Origin of the sequence: Spirulina major PCC 6313, from assembly GCF_001890765.1 — a bacterium.
GTDB lineage: Bacteria > Cyanobacteriota > Cyanobacteriia > Cyanobacteriales > Spirulinaceae > Spirulina > Spirulina major.
Map to the genome: position 1 here is coordinate 4,447,112 of NZ_KV878783.1, position 18,009 is coordinate 4,465,120.

General features: G+C 52.2%; 13 protein-coding genes and 1 pseudogene. 8 read left to right on the top strand and 6 right to left on the bottom strand.

Going from position 1 to position 18,009, the window contains the following annotated elements:
• Positions 1-188: 188 nt before the first annotated feature.
• Together SPI6313_RS19750 and gcvP are read right to left on the bottom strand one after the other, a co-directional pair.
• A complete protein-coding gene (locus SPI6313_RS19750) occupies positions 189-2,390 on the bottom strand; it encodes a GAF domain-containing sensor histidine kinase (protein WP_072622536.1) in 2,202 nt (733 codons plus the stop codon).
• A gap of 429 nt (positions 2,391-2,819) precedes the next feature.
• Complete coding sequence (gene gcvP / locus SPI6313_RS19755; RefSeq protein ID WP_072622537.1) at positions 2,820-5,765, bottom strand: aminomethyl-transferring glycine dehydrogenase; 2,946 nt, start codon at positions 5,763-5,765, stop codon at positions 2,820-2,822.
• A 240-nt stretch (positions 5,766-6,005) separates the two neighbouring features.
• On the opposite strand from gcvP, the gene coaD reads away from it, so the two are divergent.
• The 3 genes from coaD to SPI6313_RS19770 are packed head-to-tail and all read left to right on the top strand — an operon-like array spanning position 6,006 to position 7,962.
• Positions 6,006-6,518 (top strand): pantetheine-phosphate adenylyltransferase, encoded by a 513-nt coding sequence (gene coaD / locus SPI6313_RS19760; protein ID WP_072623247.1) that lies wholly within the window; start codon positions 6,006-6,008, stop codon positions 6,516-6,518.
• The gene (locus SPI6313_RS19765) at positions 6,467-7,129 is read left to right on the top strand and encodes an ATP synthase subunit B family protein (RefSeq protein WP_072622538.1); all 663 of its coding nucleotides are present in this window, start codon (positions 6,467-6,469) and stop codon (positions 7,127-7,129) included. The genes coaD and SPI6313_RS19765 overlap by 52 nt, the downstream gene beginning before the upstream one ends.
• Before the next feature lie 26 nt (positions 7,130-7,155).
• The gene (locus SPI6313_RS19770; protein ID WP_139276706.1) at positions 7,156-7,962 is read left to right on the top strand and encodes a hypothetical protein; all 807 of its coding nucleotides are present in this window, start codon (positions 7,156-7,158) and stop codon (positions 7,960-7,962) included.
• Positions 7,963-8,409: 447 nt separating this feature from the next.
• Here SPI6313_RS19770 and SPI6313_RS19775 read toward each other — a convergent pair whose 3' ends face one another.
• From SPI6313_RS19775 to SPI6313_RS19785, 3 genes are all read right to left on the bottom strand, one after another.
• A complete protein-coding gene (locus tag SPI6313_RS19775; protein ID WP_072622540.1) occupies positions 8,410-9,351 on the bottom strand; it encodes a hypothetical protein in 942 nt (313 codons plus the stop codon).
• 346 nt (positions 9,352-9,697) lie between these two features.
• The gene (locus tag SPI6313_RS19780; RefSeq protein WP_072623248.1) at positions 9,698-11,014 is read right to left on the bottom strand and encodes an ABC transporter substrate-binding protein; all 1,317 of its coding nucleotides are present in this window, start codon (positions 11,012-11,014) and stop codon (positions 9,698-9,700) included.
• A gap of 83 nt (positions 11,015-11,097) precedes the next feature.
• On the bottom strand, positions 11,098-12,207 hold the full coding sequence (locus SPI6313_RS19785; protein ID WP_217650681.1) for an ABC transporter ATP-binding protein: 1,110 nt from the start codon (positions 12,205-12,207) through the stop codon (positions 11,098-11,100).
• A gap of 169 nt (positions 12,208-12,376) precedes the next feature.
• Between SPI6313_RS19785 and SPI6313_RS19790 the strand changes: the two genes are divergently transcribed.
• From SPI6313_RS19790 to tnpC, 4 genes and pseudogenes are all read left to right on the top strand, one after another.
• Positions 12,377-12,769 (top strand): allophanate hydrolase-related protein, encoded by a 393-nt coding sequence (locus tag SPI6313_RS19790; RefSeq protein WP_072622542.1) that lies wholly within the window; start codon positions 12,377-12,379, stop codon positions 12,767-12,769.
• The gene (locus SPI6313_RS19795) at positions 12,769-13,647 is read left to right on the top strand and encodes a lysylphosphatidylglycerol synthase domain-containing protein (protein ID WP_072622543.1); all 879 of its coding nucleotides are present in this window, start codon (positions 12,769-12,771) and stop codon (positions 13,645-13,647) included. Before SPI6313_RS19790 ends, SPI6313_RS19795 begins: the two co-directional genes overlap by 1 nt.
• A gap of 30 nt (positions 13,648-13,677) precedes the next feature.
• Positions 13,678-14,499, top strand: a complete 822-nt coding sequence (locus SPI6313_RS19800) for a hypothetical protein (RefSeq protein ID WP_072622544.1) — start codon at positions 13,678-13,680, stop codon at positions 14,497-14,499.
• 85 nt (positions 14,500-14,584) lie between these two features.
• Positions 14,585-16,037, top strand: a pseudogene (tnpC, locus tag SPI6313_RS19805) (IS66 family transposase).
• Between the two features lie 113 nt (positions 16,038-16,150).
• Here tnpC and SPI6313_RS19810 read toward each other — a convergent pair.
• Positions 16,151-16,759, bottom strand: coding sequence for a Uma2 family endonuclease (locus SPI6313_RS19810; protein WP_072622545.1), 609 nt, complete (start codon positions 16,757-16,759; stop codon positions 16,151-16,153).
• Positions 16,760-16,933: 174 nt separating this feature from the next.
• Here SPI6313_RS19810 and SPI6313_RS19815 point away from each other — a divergent pair, with 174 nt between their 5' ends.
• The gene (locus SPI6313_RS19815; protein ID WP_072622546.1) at positions 16,934-17,890 is read left to right on the top strand and encodes a glycosyltransferase; all 957 of its coding nucleotides are present in this window, start codon (positions 16,934-16,936) and stop codon (positions 17,888-17,890) included.
• The last annotated feature ends 119 nt before the right edge of the window (positions 17,891-18,009 follow it).

Here is an 18,009-nt window from a genome sequence, read left to right on the forward strand (position 1 = left end):
CAGCAACAACCCCCCCATTCTCTCCCATCGCACCCAATCCAAGCAATCCAAGCATTCTCACCCGTCACAGTCAACAGTAGACAGTCGTGGATGGCACAGCTAAAATAGTGCTTTATTGTAGAGTGGCTTAGGCGGCTAAAACACAGGCTATCACTGCATCTGACAATCCGCCGTAACCCACCAATGCCCTAAGTCGGGATTTCAATGCAAAACTCACTGCCCTCGCCCACCGTTGACGTGCAAGTCAGTTTACCCCCATGGCGTTCCGTCACAATGTGCTGACAAATGGACAGCCCCAAACCCGTACCTTGACTCACGGTTTTAGTGGTGAAAAACGGCTCAAAAATGTGCGATCGCACCGTATCCGTCATCCCACAGCCATTATCCTGAATCCGAATCCGAATTCGCGGCAATTGCCCCGCCAACTCATCCACAGGAACCACCTCAGTGGTAGTCGTCAATTGTCCCTGGATCGGAGTTTCGGTCATTAACCAGCGCATTTCGATCGCCTGAATCGCATTATTGATCAAGTTCATCATTGCCTGATTCAGTTGGCTAACATAGCACTGCACCTGCGGCAATTCACCGTAGTGTTTAATCACATCAATGCCCGGTGTATCGGTTTTCGCCTTGGTACGATGATGCAAAATGAGCAAAATACTCTCAATGCCCTCATGAATATCCACCGTTTTCAATTCGGACTGGTCATGATTTGCGAAGGTGATTAAGGCACGGACGACCTTATGAATGCGATCGGCCCCGGTTTGCATAGAACTAATTAAACGGGGAAAATCCGTAGACAGAAATTTTAAATCCACGGCATTTTCTTGAGCTTTAATTTCAGGACGATCGCCTGCAATTGTTTGATATACCGTGACCAAATTGATCAAGTCTTCAAAGTATTGCCGCGCATGTTTTAAATTACCGGAAATGAAATTCACAGGATTGGTAATTTCGTGACAAACCCCCGTGACTAACTGCCCCAGACCTGACATTTTTTCGGCTTGACTGAGTTGTAAATGAGTGTCTCGCAGCTTCGCCACTGTTGCCTGTAAGCTGGCTGTGCGTTCTTGTACTTGTTGTTCAAGATCACTGTTAAAGCGTCGAACGTGTTGATAGAGTTCCTGTTGGTGAATGGCGGCGGCGAATTCTTGGCCGAGGCGTTGTGCAAGTTGAAGATCGCCCTCCATCCAGGGTTGAGATTGGCCCTGTTTGGACTCTTTCCAGATGTCAAAGGAGAGGCGGGGTTGCATTTGACGCTGATCCGGGTTGAATTCCCCTGCCCATAGGGTTTCGGTGGCAATTTCAGGCCGAAAAATGGTCAGATAGCCAAAGGAATAGCGATCGCGCTTGAGTGGGAGCACGACCATGCCCCGAATCGAGGTCGCCCGGAATGACGGCTGCAGGTTACGAAATTGAGACACGGTGTAGAGATTTTCCACCGCCCAACTGGGTTGATCACAGGTTTGAAAGAGGCTATACCAGGCACTGGATTGCTCGATTTCGGTGAAGCGTTGGCCCGAAGGAATGGCGGGTTGTGTTCCTTCCGCAATCAGTTCAAACTGATCGAAGGGACAGGCCATAATTTCGGCATCGGATCGATGGGTAATGATGGCTTCAAGCATCGTGCGATTGATGAATAGACGACCGCCGCAACCGTCCAAGGCTTGCACAGTGGTGTTGAGGGCGGTTTTCAGATCAATCGTTGTGATGCTGTGGAGAGTGCGAGCCACCTGGTTGAGGATCGATTCCTGTTGAGCTTGAACGCTAGCCCGTTGCAAGAGGTGATCTTGAGCGATCGCCACCGCCAGTTGATCCACCACCATTTGAATCCCTTGCATTTGCGCGGGGGATGCCGCCCAGCGTTCAGAGTGATGCGCCACCAGCAGACCCCACAGATCATCACCCTGGGGAATGGGCACGACGAGAGAGGACTGAACCCCCATGGCCGTCAGGTAATCCTGATGACAGGGGTCAAGGGAACGAAAGCGAATGTCTTCATTAATCTCGGCCCCGGTTTCAGGATCTTGGCGAAAGCCTTGGCCAATTTGCGCCTCTGCCACATTCACCACAGACCGCATCCGAGCCGTTTTGAACAGGACACGGGCCTCTTCTGGAATATCATCGGCGGGGAAGTTTAAGCCCAGCAGAGACGGGAGACGATTTTGATCAATCGATTCAGCGATGACTTGACCGTCACCGTTGGGAGAAAAGCGATAGAGTTTGATCCGATCAACATCTAAAAATTGCCGAACTTCTGTCGCAGTCACCGCCAAAATATTGTCAAGCTCTAGGGAGCATAAAATTTGGCGACTAATCCGATTCAGTAATATTTCAATCTGGACAGAATCCTGATTTTTTAGGTCGGGATTGAAGAACTCAGTATACATAATCTGATCCGTATTTTCTTAAGGTTTGGATATATTGGGAAGACAGGACACCCCATCCACACATCGCATTAACAATTGTTTTGAAGATTTAGACGTTGAAGATTTAGACAGGTTTGATCTGGACCCTTTTTTTGAAGAACTCAAAAATTGTAGTCGGCTTTGTGGGCAATTAAGCGGCTAAATCTAGTCAAAAATCTAACTGTGGCTAGTGTTTTATCTCTCCAGTTTCCTTGATTATTCCTAGATTTGGTTCCACCATCATGGGTAGATGATCCCAAAAACAAGATTGACGATGCAGTAATGGGTAGACCAGCTTTGCTTCAGAACAGACAAGGAATTGCGACAACCTCAAAACGTGGCCACTCTTTCCCAAGGAGGTGTGACCACGTAATGTGTCTATTATTCAGTATAAACGATTGCTTTTCAGGATTATTCGTCCGATGCGTCCCTGTAGGCATCCATGCCGACGCAGGAACAAACGAGGTTGCGATCGCCGTAGGCATTGTCCACCCGGCCCACCGTGGGCCAGAATTTATGGGACTTGAGCCAGGGCGCAGGATAGGCCGCCACCTCGCGGCTATAGGCATGGTTCCAGTCACCGCAAATCACCACCGGGGCCGTGTGGGGCGCGTGCTTGAGGGGGTTGTCTTGCGGGTCGGCGTTGCCTTGGATCACGGCTTCAGCTTCGGCGCGAATCGACAACATTGCCGTACAGAACCGATCCAACTCACTTAACGACTCGCTTTCCGTGGGTTCGATCATCATCGTGCCAATCACGGGCCAGGACATGGTTGGCGCGTGGAAACCATAGTCCATCAGGCGTTTGGCGATGTCGTCCACTTCAATGCCGTGCTTTTTCAAGGGGCGGAGGTCGATGATACATTCATGGGCAACGAGGCCGGATTCTCCTTTGAACAGGATGGGATAGGCCGCGTCGAGTTGCTGGGCGATGTAGTTGGCACTGAGGATGGAGATTTTGGTGGCATCGGTGAGGCCGTCGGCTCCCATCATCGCGATATACATCCAGGAGATCACCAAAATGCTGGCACTGCCCCAGGGGGCGGCGGCGATCGCACCAATGGCCTTTGCATGGCCTAACTCTGCGATCGGATGACCCGGCAGGTAGGGCAATAAATGGGCCGCCACGCCAATCGGCCCCACCCCAGGGCCGCCGCCCCCGTGGGGAATACAGAAGGTTTTATGGAGGTTGAGATGGCACACATCCGCGCCAAAGTCGCCGGGCCGACAGAGGCCCACTTGGGCGTTCATATTTGCTCCGTCCATATAGACTTGCCCACCGGCAGCATGGATCGCCGCACAAATTTCGGTAATGCCCGCCTCAAACACGCCGTGGGTGGAGGGATAGGTGACCATCAAGGCGGCGAGGTTGTCGCGGTGTTTTTCAAGTTTTTTCGTCAAATCCGCCCGGTCAATATCGCCATTTTTGTCGCATTGCACCGAGATGACTTTCATGCCACACATGACGGCACTGGCGGGGTTCGTGCCGTGGGCGGATTCGGGAATCAGGCAGATATTGCGGTGGAAATCGCCGCGATCGCGATGGTAGGCCCGGATCACCTGTAACCCGGCATATTCCCCCTGAGATCCGGCGTTGGGCTGCAACGACACCCCGGCAAATCCGGTAATTTCCGCGAGCCAGGTTTCCAGTTGTTCAAAGAGGATTTGATAGCCTTGGGTTTGCGATCGCGGCGCAAAGGGGTGAATTTGCCCAAATTCGGGCCAAGTCACCGGGAACATCTCCGCCGCTGCATTCAGTTTCATCGTGCAGGAACCGAGGGGAATCATCGAGGTGGTGAGGGAGAGATCCTTCTGTTCGAGGTGGTGAAGATAGCGCAGCAGTTCGGTTTCGGAATGGTGACTGTTGAAGATCGGGTCTTGTAAAAAGGCACTCGTCCGCGTCAAGTCAGCGGCATAATGCCCCAAGGCTGTCACCTCAAAATCCGCAACGCTAAAGGGCAGATCGTCACGATTGGCAAAAATCCGCCACAGGGTTTCAATCTCGGCCTCGGTGGTCAATTCATCGCAGGCAATGACGATGTGGCCCGATTCCATCAAGCGCAGGTTAAAGCCTTGTTCAGCCGCTGTCTTGAGCAGAACAGGGGCACTCGCTTCCCCCACCCCTACACAGACCGCATCGAAAATGGGCAAATCGGGGATGGAATAATTGAGACGGCGAAGACCAGCAGCCAGGAGGACGGCGCGATCGTGAATGGTTTGGGCGATCGCCTTCACGCCATCGGGCCCGTGATACACCGCATACATCGACGCAATCACCGCCAACAACACCTGCGCCGTACAAATATTACTCGTCGCCTTGTCCCGGCGAATATGCTGCTCACGGGTCTGCAACGCCAAGCGCAAGGCCGGTTGACCCTGGGCATCCCGCGACACCCCAACGATCCGCCCCGGCACTTGCCGTTTATAGGCCTCTTTCGTCGCAAAATAGGCCGCGTGGGGGCCACCAAAACCGAGGGGAACCCCTAACCGCTGGGTACTCCCGACGGCAATATCAGCACCCAATTCACCGGGCGGCGTTAACAGGGCTAAGGCCAAGGGATCAGCGGCGAGGGTGACGAGTCCGCCCACCCCATGCACCTGTTCAATGCAGGGGCGATAGTCCAAGACAATGCCGTCGGTGGTGGGATATTGCAGCAACGCCCCAAATACAGGAGTTGCGGTAAAGTCCATCTCGCCATGATCGCCAATGATCACCTCAATACCCAAGGGTTCCGCTCGTGTGATCACCACGTCAATGGTTTGGGGGTGGCAGGCTTCGGAGATAAAGAAGCGGTTCGATTTGTTTTTGCTGATGCCGTAGCTCAGGGTCATGGCTTCGGCGGCGGCGGTGCCTTCGTCGAGGAGGGAGGCATTGGCAATGTCGAGACCCGTGAGGTCAATGATCATCGTTTGGAAATTGAGCAGGGCTTCGAGGCGACCTTGGGCAATTTCCGCTTGATAGGGGGTGTAGGCGGTGTACCAGCCGGGGTTTTCTAAGATGTTGCGCTGAATCACCGGGGGGGTGATGCAGGCGTGGTAGCCCATGCCGATCAAGGAGCGATAGACCTGGTTTTTCGCGGCGATCGCTTTCAAGCTCGCCAGCGCCTCATGTTCCGATTTTGCGGGGGGGAGATGGAGCGATCGCTGCAACCGAATCCCCTGGGGCACGGCATGATAAATCAACTCATCCACACTCTGATAGCCCAACGCCTTCACCATCTGGGCTTCCGTCTCTGGCGTAATCCCAATGTGACGTTTCGCAAAGCCCTGGCGGGGTGCGATCGGGCTGCTCATCCCTAGCGGATCGCCGAGCAATGGTGTTTCGAGGGTCTCAGGGGCAAGGTTGAGGTCAGGCATAGGGGCTGTTCGCTGCGGGATTGAAGATTCATAATTTGTTGTAACAAATTATCACAATCCCCTGGGTCTCGCTGCACCCATTCTCGCGATCGCCGCCCCATCTTCAGAACCACTTGGCGCGAAACAGCGATCGGTGGCCGCCCCCTGTTTTTCAGAATCCTCTGTCGTCACCAGCGAAGCAGGCTATAATCGCCACATATTCCAAATTCCCCTGTCCTCCAGATCGATGATTGCACAACCGTGATTGCCATCTACCCCGGCAGCTTTGATCCCATCACATTAGGACACCTTGACATTATTGAGCGAGGGAGTCGCCTCTTTGAGGGCATTATTGTTGCTGTCTTGTGTAATCCTCAAAAGTCGCCGCTGTTTCCTGTACCCCATCGACTTGTCCAGATCGAAGCCTGCACCCAGCATCTACCCAATGTCACGGTTGAGAGTTTCTCAGGGTTAACAGTAGACTATGCAAGGTTACGCAAGGCGGGCGCAATTTTACGGGGGCTACGGGTTCTCTCTGACTTTGAAAAAGAGTTACAAATGGCCCACACGAACACAACGCTGTGTAAAGAGTTGGAAACCATTTTTTTAGCTACGTCAACCGAGTATAGTTTTTTAAGTAGTAGCGTGGTTAAAGAGATTGCCCAGTTTGGTGGTGTTGTCGATCACCTTGTTCCTGTCAACGTTGCCCAAGATATCTACCGATGCTTCAACAAGACTCCCCCCGCAGTGACGCTGAATACAACAATCAAGTGAATCCTCAAATGCCCCTAGGTGAGTCGCATCCGCTGGGCTACGATGTGCAGACGGAGTTGAACCGCCTCGAAGAACTCATTTTAGATAATCCTCGCGTGCCGTTTACCCGCAAAACGGTGGTGGACGAGGAACAATTGCTGGATCATTTAGATGTGATCCGGGTTAATTTGCCGGCGGCGTTTGAGCAGGCGATCGCGATCATTCGCCAAAAAGAAGAAATTCTTCTCCAAGCTGAAGAATACGCCCAGGAAATTATCGCCACGGCCCAAAACCAAGCCGCCCAACTCCTCAATGACAGCGGCCTGGTGCGCCAAGCCGAAGCCGAAGCCGCCCAAATTCGCCAACAGATCCAACAGGAATACGAAGAACTGAAGCAGCAAACAGCGGCGGAAATTGAGCAAATGCGGATGCAGGCGATGCAAGAACTCGAACAAATGCGCCAAGACGTTCTCTATGAGTGCGATGACATCCAAGATGGTGCGGATGACTACGCTGACGCTGTGCTCACCCGGTTAGAGACGCAGTTAAGCGATATGCTGCGGGTAGTGCAAAACGGTCGGCAACAGTTGCGAGAAGAAATCGCCGCAGCGGATAACCCAAACATTAACTAAGCGTCTTCAGTCGGGGCAGGTGGGGTATGGCACAAGCACGGAAGCCAGGGCAGCGGCAAAGTACCGCCAAAGGTTCTGCTGATGAACAGTATATTTCGCTGTCGGATTTGATGGCGGTGTTGTCGGGGGTGGTGGGAGATGGGGCCCGCCGGGATGAGACGATCGCACCTCCGATTCAACCCACCCAACGCACCCCGCGCCGCAAGAGCAGCTTGACGGATGTCCCTACCCCCCAAGCCTCAACACCTCGAAAAAAGGCGCATCTCGTCCCCCTGCCCCATCCCAATGATCGTACCCCAGAGGAAACCCCCGCTACGCAGCATCCGGGGGCCTCTGCGTTGATGCGCCTTGCCGATGGTGAGGCGAAAACCGTCGAAGACCTCTCCCAGGATCTGTGGGAAATGAAGTTGGTGGCGTTGTCGGATTCGGACTATTACAATCGGGAAATTTTGCAATTGAAGCGGCGGTTTCTCTGGTTGGCGGGGTTGGCGGCGGGGGCGATCGCAGTCTTAGGCGGGGCGCTCGGTTGGGCGATCGTCAATCTGAAAGATGCCCAAATTGCGGCGGCTCGCTACGATGATGCGATCGCCACCAATCGCCGCCAACTCGAACAACTCGAAACCGAAACCCTCAGCACCCTCGAAGCCCGTATCGAGCAACTCCAAACCAACGTCCCGGAAGACCTCGCCCAAGACATCGACAGCGCCCGCAAAGACGTTGACGTGATCAAACTGCAACTCGACGACATGGAAAACACGATCAACGCCCACGACAAAGCACTTTCTGTCCTGGTCAATGCGATGCAGGGGTTAGTCGGTAAAGACGAAGACTAGCCCCAGCGCATCGAACCCATAGCACCCTGGTTGACTGACAAAAGTGATAGCTCTCACCCCCAATCCCTTCAATTTTTAACCCCCATCAGCGTCTTGTTTCAGCGGTTCTGAAGATCCTCACTGCTCTGCTGCACGCGAGATCATGACTTACAAGGGAGTCATCGAAGGCGAACAAGGGTCTGATTGTTTCGGTTGAACCCTAGAAATCAATGGACTGAATTGCAATTCGTTTTCAGAATTGGGCTGTTGGTGGGAGAAGAAAGACTGTGAAGAATTGCCGGAAGTAGGTTGAGATTGCATCGAAACATGAAGTAATACTGTCATTGTCATCGCAAGAATTAAGCGTTCCCACATTTTGATAATCTCCTCTCCCCACACTGTACGTTCAGTATAATTGACATTCTCTGAGCAAGGAATATTTATTATGATTCTGCAACATACTGCTGCTCATGCGCCGACGTTATAACCAAAGGCGGCTAGATCAAGGCCGGTCAATGCCATCGTGTGGCGGTTACTTTCTTGGTAGCGATCGCCCAAAACAGCATCAATATACTGTTTCATTTGCCGTTCTTTCGGTTGATGCCACGCATGGGGAATGATGCGGTCAACTCCTTTCGTGACGGTTGAGGCAAACTGCCAGCTTTTAGGTGGGCCACCGGGCCCAAAAAATCCCGTTTCACAAAAGAAGTTTAAATAGCGCCGAAACACCAATGTCCAGCCCAAATATCCCACATTCCTGGCGTTACCCCTCTGGATTTTGTTCACCTCACGCTCCCCCTTGGCATGGGCAAAGGTTTGAAAGGTTTGAAGGGAGGTGGCTAAGTCCTGTTTGAACTGTTCAAAGGGCCAAACAAGAATGCGATCGCGTCCAAAAAGATCTTGATAATAAGCAATCAAATGATGGTAGTTCAGCATTTCAAGCTGACAACCGGGCCGAAAGCCTGGCCATGCCGCTGGCAACGAGAGAAAACGCTTTAACGTCATACGTTCGCCCTTTTTAATATGCTGACGATACAGCGATAACACCATAGCCCGTTGTTCTCGGATGAGAATTAAAATCCGAGACTGGGGAAACACTTGATAAATACGGTTAGCAGCCTGACAACTCCAATCCCATTTTTGTAATGGATCACCGACTAGGATTTCATGGGAAATGACGGGCACGGTATCGGATGCAATGGCTTGCTCAATACCCGCCTGAAAATCTCGATATACTTGCTCAGGATCAAACACATATGGATTACTTAAAACAAAGTGTTCAATGGATTTTGCATTGGGCATTTCCCAAGGAGAGGAGAAGCCAAATTTTGGATCATTAAAAATATTTTTTTGCAGCCAAGTTGATGCGGTTTTTGGATAGCCTAAATGAAAAAGAGGCGTGCTTTTCATGATTTGTCTGAAGAGAGGAAATGTCAAACCACTTTAAATAGCAGCGTGAGCTTATCCCAAAACAGACCAGGCTAAACCCTCATTTTATGAATGTATTCGTTTATTTTAGCAATTGTTAGGGTTCTGGACGAAGGAAAATATTAGCGATCGCACCCTGAATCCCTGGTTGACTGACAAAATTAGCCAGATCCTGGCAAGCCCTCACCCTAGCCCTCACCCTAGGGGAGAGGGAACTGGAAAAATGGATCAGCTCCCCTCACCCAGAGGGTGAGGGGTTACAGGGCGGTGCGATCGCGGGACCTCAGGTCACAGGGTGTGAAACTGAGAACCCAGACAGGGAGAGACATCAAGCCGCGATAAACTCATTCCATTTTTGGATCAGGTAAGTTTGCTCATCCATCACGGAGTTCCAGCAAACCACGTTACCCATCCGTTCATCAAAGGAACCACCATCGCGTACACTTCCTTGGTCAGCGATTTTCTTACCGAAGGGATCAACGATATCTTCGGCGGCTTCTTTCCCTTCATACCAGTAATCCCATTCAAAGGGTTCCATGAAGGCCTTGGATTTTTCGGGGGCGGCGCTGTAGTAGCCTTGGCGACTGAGGAACGCACCCAGCCAACCATCGAGCATCCATTCGAGGTAAGCATAGGCGGCATCGAGTTCCATCCCGGAGAGACTGCGGGAAAAGCCAACGCCACCGCCCCAACCGCGATAGCCTTCCTTGAGGGGGCCATAGGTGCATTCAATCCCCTGCGATCGCACTGCCGTCACCGCTGGCGACCACATCGACTGCAACACCACTTCCCCCGATGTCATCAAGTTCACCGACTCATCAAAGGTCTTCCAGAATGCCCGGAACTGACCCGCATTTTTGCGATCGATCAGGATTTCGGTCACCTGGTCGAGTTCTGCTTTAGTCATGTTGCCCTTGTCGCCGAAGGTCATCAGCCCCGACGCTTCCAGCACCATTGCCGCGTCCATAATCCCAATCGAGGGAATATCAAGAATCGAGGTTTTACCGGCAAAGTCATCATCGAACAACTGGGCCCAGGAGTTAATCTCTTTGCCCACCAAGTCCGGCCGCCAACCGAGGGTATCCGCGTTGTATTGGAACGGAATCAGCGTCGCCCAATCCGTCGGCTCATCGGCGAATTCGCTGGATTCGGCATCTTTGAGATACATCACCTTCCGGGGGGCCGTGCCTTGGGAGGTGTTAACGGGAGCGCCATCGTAGAGATTGCCCGTGGTGAAGATCGAGACAATCTGATCAAAGGATTTGAGGCGTTTAATATCAATGGGTTGTAAATTTCCCGAAGGCACGACCAGAGGCAAGCTGAAATATTCCCCGTCGAAAATATCGTATTGTCCCGGTTGAGTGATGGCAATTTGGTTATTTTCTTCGGTACTCAGGGCCCGCATTTCCAGTTTAAAACCGAGGTCTTTTTCGGCTTGTTCGCGAATTTCGTTGATTTGCGAAACACCTGTGCCAATGAAGCGGAGGGTCACGTCTTTGCTGTTATTGGCGTTGAATTCTGGGCTTTTGGGGCCGTTGTCAGTGGTGGTGGTTTCTTCGGGGGCTGCGCCGCAGCCTTTGGCGGTGAGGAAGGCCCCGGCAGCGAGGCCGGTTTGAATGAGTTTACGCCGTGAAATGTTGGACATGATGGTTTGATGAAATAAAGGGTATTGGTGTGCGTGATGCTCAACGGAGGAGGTGAGGAGAAAGCGGGGGGCGCGATCGCTGCCTAATGGGGCAGAAAAATACAATCCGATGGGGCCCAACTGAGGGTCACGACTTGACCTTCTTGATAGTCCGTGGCAAGCCAGGCCTCGGTTTGGGCTTTGTACAGCAGTTCTTGACCGTTGTTTTCTTGCAGGAGGGAAATCCGGGTAATGTAGCCGGTGAATTCCACGGCAACGATGCGGGCGGTGAGGTGGTTCGGATGGGGAGCGGGGCTATTGGGGTCGCTGATCTGGAGTTGATCGGCGCGGATGCAACAGGCAGCGGCTTGACCCGTGGGGGAGGCATGGCCGATACAGTGGATGGGCCCCACGTCGGGGACATCGAGACCAATGCGATCGCGCCCCGTTTCCCCTGGTTCCGACTCCCGCACCGTGCCGCGAAAGATGTTGTTATCCCCGACAAACTGCGCCACGAAGGTAGAGGCGGGCTGGGTATAAATTTCCATACCGCTCCCCACTTGATCCACCCGCCCATGATCCATCACCACGATCACATCCGAGAGGGAAAAGGCCTCATCCTGGGCATGGGTGACTTGAATAAACGTCATACCAAACTTTTTTTGGAGGCGGCGCAGTTCGCTGCGGGTTTTGATCCGGAGGGATTCGTCAAGGGCGCTCAAGGGTTCGTCCAAGAGCAGCACTTGGGGACGGTTGGCGAGGGCACGGGCGAGGGCAATCCGTTGCTGTTGACCACCGCTGAGTTGGGTGGGTTTGCGGTGGGCGAAGGATTCCATGCCCACGAGGGCGAGCATTTCTTCAATGACGGGAGTGCGATCGCGCTCCGGTACGCCCCGCATTTTCAGGCCAAATCCCACATTATCCCAAACCGTTTTATGGGGAAAAAGCGCGTAGTTTTGAAACACCATGGCGGTATTTCGTTGGGCGGGCGGTTGTTCCGTTACTCGCTCAGTGCCAATGAAAATATCACCGGATGTAACCGTTTCATGACCCGCCAACATTCGGAGGGTGGTGGTTTTTCCGCAACCACTGGGGCCGAGGAGACAACAATATGATCCGGCCGGAATGTCGAGGGTGATATTTTCAACAGCAGTGAACAAGCCATACTTTTTGGTTACCGATCGCAGTTGCACTCCCTTAGCATCAGCATGCAAAGCAGTTGAGGGCGGTGATGGTTTCGTTAGGGGGGGAGTTCCCGTCATAGCAGCATCGTTTTTCAGTGGGCTGGAATTGTTCAATCGTACCTAACCCTTGTATAACGTTAGGAGTGACGGGCTTAATGTATCGGAATCTACCGTTTTTTGACGAGGTGAGAGTATTTTTATGAGCGACACAGAAATCACGCGGGTTTTTATTTGCGGTTCTGCTTTACGGGGGCAACCCGATCACGGCACGATCGCAGAAACAGAATTTCTCGGTGCGGTGAAAACCCAACCCAACTATCGACTGCATTCAGTTTATGATCAGCATCCGGGTGTGTATGAAGTCGAGACTGATGGGATTGCGATCGCGGGGGAACTCTACGCCATGACCCCGGCACAATATCAGCACCTCCTCGATAACGAACCGCCAAATCTCTATCCAGGGCCCGTCACCCTCGAAGATGGCAGCGACGCGACGGCGATGCTCTACCCCCAAGACCTGATCGAAGCCAACAACCTGCCGGATGTGTCGCAGTTTGGCGGCTGGACGGCCTATAAAGCCTCATTAGGGTAATGAAACGATGGATGCAACAAATGGTGCGATCGCTCATTGTGGGCGGTGCGCTCTTTTTCCTAGCATCCACCCTCCGCCACCATTGGCAACAGATTACCCCCCTAACCACGGCAGCAATCCAATGGCCCTGGATCGCTGCCGGATTTGTTGTGACCCTGCTCGCCCATAGTTGGTCCGGTTGGGTCTGGGGCTGGATTCTCGCCGAGCTTGCACCCCAGATTTCCCCCCGCTGGGCGATCGCCACCTATCTCCAAACCACGATCGCCAAATATATCCCCGGCAACGTCTGGCATCTCTACGGCCGCATCCACGCCGCCCAAACCCAAGGCCTTTCCCTCACTGCCGCCACCTTCTCCACCCTGATCGAACCCCTCCTGATGGCCGCCGCCGCCCTCCTCGTCGCCCTCCTCACCTGGCCCGTAGGGATCACCCTCTGGCAACCCATCGCCCTCCTGGGCATTTTGATCGCGATTCATCCCCAGGTGCTCAACCTCGGCCTGTGCTGGCTGGCCCGCTGGAAACGCAGCGACCAAGCCCCGATGCAGATCCACCGCTACCCCTGGCGGCCCTTTGGCGGTGAGGTGGTTTTTGTGGCGTTGCGATCGCTGGGCTTCTATTGCACCGTGGCGGGGTTGATGCCCGTGGCGTTGGGAGAATTACCCCGCGTGGTGAGTGCCTTTGCGATCGCTTGGGTGTTGGGGTTGGTGTTGCCCGGTGCGCCAGGGGGGTTGGGGGTGTTTGAATCGGTGGCGGTGGCTTTGTTGTCGAGTCAGTATTTTTTTGCGATCGCCCTCTATCGCCTCAGTAACACCCTCGCCGAAGCCGTCGGAGCCGGGTTAGCCTGGCTCCTGCCATCCGAACATCAATCCGGGCGATGATTGTCGTGCCATAACTTCATTACCTAGTAAATGAAGGAATACTTCACTGACTATAATAAGAAAGTCGAGCTTAAGAGAAGAGCATTAGCTATGGTTTGGCATATGCAAACAGGCGATCGAGTTCTGGAAGGATTTGAAGCGCAATTCTATTTAGAAATTTTGCAAGATTCCTTCTTGTCAACTTTAGAATTCACTAACTGGCAATATGATGACCCTAAAGATTTTCAGCTTTTTGCTGATACAGGCAATGGTTTTTTTTGTCGGGCTAGTTTCAATCAACAAATTTATTTGATCAACCTCTGCTTAAAAGCCTTACTTAAGCCAGATATTCCGATACCTCCACTAGATCACCTGCTAGAAGCGGCTGCCTTCTATCCATTTGCCTATCTTCATCAAATGATTTTGGAAGAAATTCCAGAGCAACTCAATTCAGATCAAGATAATGACACGGAGGATCATGAATATCATTACCATTATCGAAAAATTGCTTGGCAAGCCTTTGAAAAATTGATCTTGCCGGACTTGATGGAAAATGAGAAAAAGAACAAAGAATATGATGAAGACGAGGAAGAAAACGAACCAGATTTCATGGAAATATTCGTTCAGAAAAAGCACAAATCAACTAATGTAAAAGATTGGGAGTTTGCCGTTGATTGTTTGGCAGATATAATTTTTGAGGATCGAGATTGGTTTTTTACCACAGATTGGCCCCAGTATCTTGATGGTGGTATGGAGCCAGTCAGGGCTGCATCTTTGGGAATAACTGAAAATTACTTTACCAACAGATTACCAAAGGTGACTGATAAAGAAGCCATGCAGCTTCTGCACGAGATTATGGAGTGGGAGTTATAACAAAAGGAAGAAGGAAAGATGAAAAGGTGTAAGGATTCAGGTGGGGGGGGGTTGACAAATCAGAAAAAACAGCTAAGTTAGCACAATGAAGCCCATCGAGATTCCCCCAGCCGTCGAACGAGAGCAACTGAGACAAGCATCATCAGAGGTGCTGGTGGAACTGGTGTTGCGGCAACAAGAGATTATTCAGCAACTAGTCTGGGAAATAGAGCGGCTCAAGAACAACGCCAACAGCGATAGCGAGAGTTCATCGAAACCCCCATCAAGCGACATCCACAAACGCTCAGAACACCAACCCCCAGAAAAAGAGCCACCAAGCCAAGGAAAACGTAAACCCGGTGGGCAACCCGGTCATCAGGGAAAAACTCGCAAAGGGTTTGGCAGAATAGACCGCTACGAAATGGTGCGAGCACAAGTGTGTGGGTACTGTGGGAGCCAAGAGTTGAGCCTAGTCCCCCGAAAAACGCGCCGCCATGAAGTAGCCGAGTTAATCCAACCCGCCATAGAAGTAGTGGAGTATGAGCAGCAGTGCTGCTGTTGTAGCCGATGCGGACAGGAAACATGGGGAGAGTTACCGCCGCAAGTGCTGGGAGGTCAAAGCTTAGGAGTCGGGCTGCAATCCCTGTTGGTGTGGTTGGGGAACTACGCTCACATGAGCTATGAAAAGCAGCAGGAATTCCTAGAGGAACTGGGGAATATCACCGTGGGAGTAGGGACATTACAAGCGACCAACGAAAGGGCATCCCAAAGCGTTAAGCCGACAGTAGAGGAACTGGGAAACTGGGTGAAACACCAAGACTACGCCCAAGTGGATGAAACACCATGGCTAGTCAAGGGAGTGAAAGAGTGGATGTGGGTAGTGTGTGGGGTGGGTTTTTTGCCTCTTCCACGCCGCTGATACTCGTTCAAGGGCGGAATTAGAGACCCTATTAGGTCGAAGCTTTGATGGTGTACTCGTCTCTGATGACTTCAGTGTGTACAACGGTTATGAGGTGAAAGCCCAGCAGAAGTGCTTGGCTCATCTAAGGCGGCACTTCAAGAAAGTCTGCAAGCTCAGGCATGGAAAAAATCCAGAGTTGGCGAAGGCATTCCTGGATTTGATTGACACAGCCTTTGAGCAGCATCGTCAGTGGCGTGAAACCGAGGATGGGGCTGCCTATCATCAATGGGCGGCGGGCTTTATCTATGAGGTGAAGGCGGCTGTGGAGCATTGGCTCCCCCTGGCTGGGCATGAGGCGGGCTTGTTATTGCGCTCTCTACGCGATAAGGCAAATCAGTGGTGGTATTTCCTGTCCCATCCAGAAATTCCCCCGGATAATAATCGTGCGGAACGCTCGTTGCGGTTGGCTGTAACCAAGCGTAAGGTTTGTGGTGGCTCGCGTTCGATGGCAGGTTTTGCCCAGACGGCAAGGTTACTGAGTGTGATTCAGACTTGTCGGACTCAAGGGCGTTCGGTGTTGAGTTTCTTGAAACAAGCTTTGATGGCGACGGCTTCTCCTGAGCAAGTCTCCATGCCTTCCCTCATCCCTGCTACCTGAATCCTTACGAAAAGGTTTTCTGTAATGAGACTTCGGCTTAGAGTAGTGTTCTCTAACCCCTTTGCTTACTCATCAATCATTGAGGATTGCTGTTTTTCATAAATCATCAATACCTATGGACTCATAGGTGGAGTCTCGGTGAGATTCAGACCGCGATAAAGTGACTCAATGGGAAAGCTGAGGTTAATACTTTTCAGTTCAATTACATCCCCCGGTTGGTAATTCAGAATCAACCAATCACCGGCATCATTTTTGTGATATAAGTCAACTACAATGCTCGTAGAACTGACTAAGAGATAATCGATGAGGGCCGGATTTTGACGATAGCGGCGGAATTTTTCGCCTCGGTCGTAGGCTTCGGTACTGGGTGAAAGCACTTCAACAATTAAGCAAGGATAGCGAATATATTGGGTTGTGGTTTGATCGCGATCGTCACAGGTGACACTGACATCAGGATAGGTGTAATCATTGCTTTCTAAGAGGTTAATGGGTAGATCTGATGTGGCAGTATCGCACCGACTGCCTTCTAAATGAACAGAACATAACGTAATCAATCGAGCCGCGAGTAAACTATGGTTTTTACTGCCGCCGGTCATCGCATCCACTTGACCCCTTAGATGCACTCGACCGTCAATCAGTTCATGCTTTTCGAGTTGTTGTTCTTCCCAGGCGAAATATTCCTCCGGGGTGAACGTGGGAAAATTCTCTTTAGCGGCAATCATGATTGTTCCTCATCTCTAAAGCGTTGCATCGGAAAATTCTGGATAGTGGGGTGAAACATATTCGCCCTCATGCTTTCGTAGGGATTTAATCCACTCAGATTAAGCGTCCCCCCTATAGTATCCCTGAGCTAACGATGCGGTGTACAGTAGAGAGCGGCCGTTGTAACCCTTGCCATGGACATTTCCCCCCTCGCCCCTGATGTTTCCGTTGTTGTGCCGATCTATAACGAAGTGGAAAGTGTGGAGCGGTTGGTGAATGCGATCGCCGCCAGCCTCCAGCCCACCAGCCTCCGCTATGAAATCCTCTGCATTGACGACGGCTCCACCGATGGCTCTGGTGAACTCCTCCGCAAACTCGCCCAAGAACGCCGCTACCTTCGCGCCATTATCCTCCGCCGCAACTACGGCCAAACCCCCGCCATGGCCGCCGGTTTCAAACACGCCCAAGGCTTAACCATCGTCACCCTTGACGGCGACCTCCAAAATGATCCCGCCGATATCCCCATCCTCCTCGCCAAACTCGAAGAAGGCTACGACCTCGTCAGCGGGTGGCGCAAAAACCGCCAAGATGCCGCCCTCACCCGTTTATTACCGTCCAAAATTGCTAACTGGCTGATTGCCCGCATTACCGGCGTGCGCGTCCATGATTACGGCTGCTCCCTCAAGGCCTATCGCGCCGAACTCGTGGCGGATATGAACCTCTACGGTGAACTGCACCGCTTCCTCCCGGCCTTGGCCTTTATTGAAGGGGCCCGGATCGCAGAATTGCCCGTGCGCCACCAGGCCCGGCAGTTTGGTCAGAGCAAGTACGGCTTGGGGCGAACGTTTCGGGTCGTGCTGGACTTGATGACGATCTTTTTTATGAAGCGCTTTTTGACCCGGCCGATGCATGTGTTTGGCGTGGCTGGACTGGTTTCGACATTGTTGGGGGTTGCCTTGGGGCTTTATCTGACGGTGTTAAAGTTTGCCCTCGGACAACAGATTGGCGATCGCCCCCTGCTCATTCTCGTCGTGATTTTAATTTCCATTGGCGTTCAGTTCTTTAGCATCGGTCTCCTGGGGGAACTTCTGATGCGTACCTATCACGAATCCCAAGGCCGCCCCATTTACCGCATTCGAGAAATCATCTAGCGATCGCCCCTCGTTCGCTTGCTCAATTGATAGGAAATACTTATTGTTTTGATTAAAGATCGCAGTGCCTGGTTGCACGCTTGGGGGTAGATCGATGTATCCCTTTCCATTACTATTGA

Excerpts from the sequence above, each read along its gene's own strand:
- SPI6313_RS19770 (WP_139276706.1), top strand. The coding sequence starts at position 7,156 with ATGGCACAAGCACGGAAGCCAGGGCAGCGGCAAAGTACCGCCAAAGGT.
- gcvP (WP_072622537.1), bottom strand. The coding sequence starts at position 5,765 with ATGCCTGACCTCAACCTTGCCCCTGAGACCCTCGAAACACCATTGCTC.
- SPI6313_RS19810 (WP_072622545.1), bottom strand. The coding sequence starts at position 16,759 with ATGATTGCCGCTAAAGAGAATTTTCCCACGTTCACCCCGGAGGAATAT.
- SPI6313_RS19750 (WP_072622536.1), bottom strand. The coding sequence starts at position 2,390 with ATGTATACTGAGTTCTTCAATCCCGACCTAAAAAATCAGGATTCTGTC.
- SPI6313_RS19815 (WP_072622546.1), top strand. The coding sequence starts at position 16,934 with ATGGACATTTCCCCCCTCGCCCCTGATGTTTCCGTTGTTGTGCCGATC.
- SPI6313_RS19775 (WP_072622540.1), bottom strand. The coding sequence starts at position 9,351 with ATGAAAAGCACGCCTCTTTTTCATTTAGGCTATCCAAAAACCGCATCA.
- SPI6313_RS19790 (WP_072622542.1), top strand. The coding sequence starts at position 12,377 with ATGAGCGACACAGAAATCACGCGGGTTTTTATTTGCGGTTCTGCTTTA.
- SPI6313_RS19795 (WP_072622543.1), top strand. The coding sequence starts at position 12,769 with ATGAAACGATGGATGCAACAAATGGTGCGATCGCTCATTGTGGGCGGT.
- SPI6313_RS19800 (WP_072622544.1), top strand. The coding sequence starts at position 13,678 with ATGAAGGAATACTTCACTGACTATAATAAGAAAGTCGAGCTTAAGAGA.
- SPI6313_RS19765 (WP_072622538.1), top strand. The coding sequence starts at position 6,467 with ATGCTTCAACAAGACTCCCCCCGCAGTGACGCTGAATACAACAATCAA.
- SPI6313_RS19780 (WP_072623248.1), bottom strand. The coding sequence starts at position 11,014 with ATGTCCAACATTTCACGGCGTAAACTCATTCAAACCGGCCTCGCTGCC.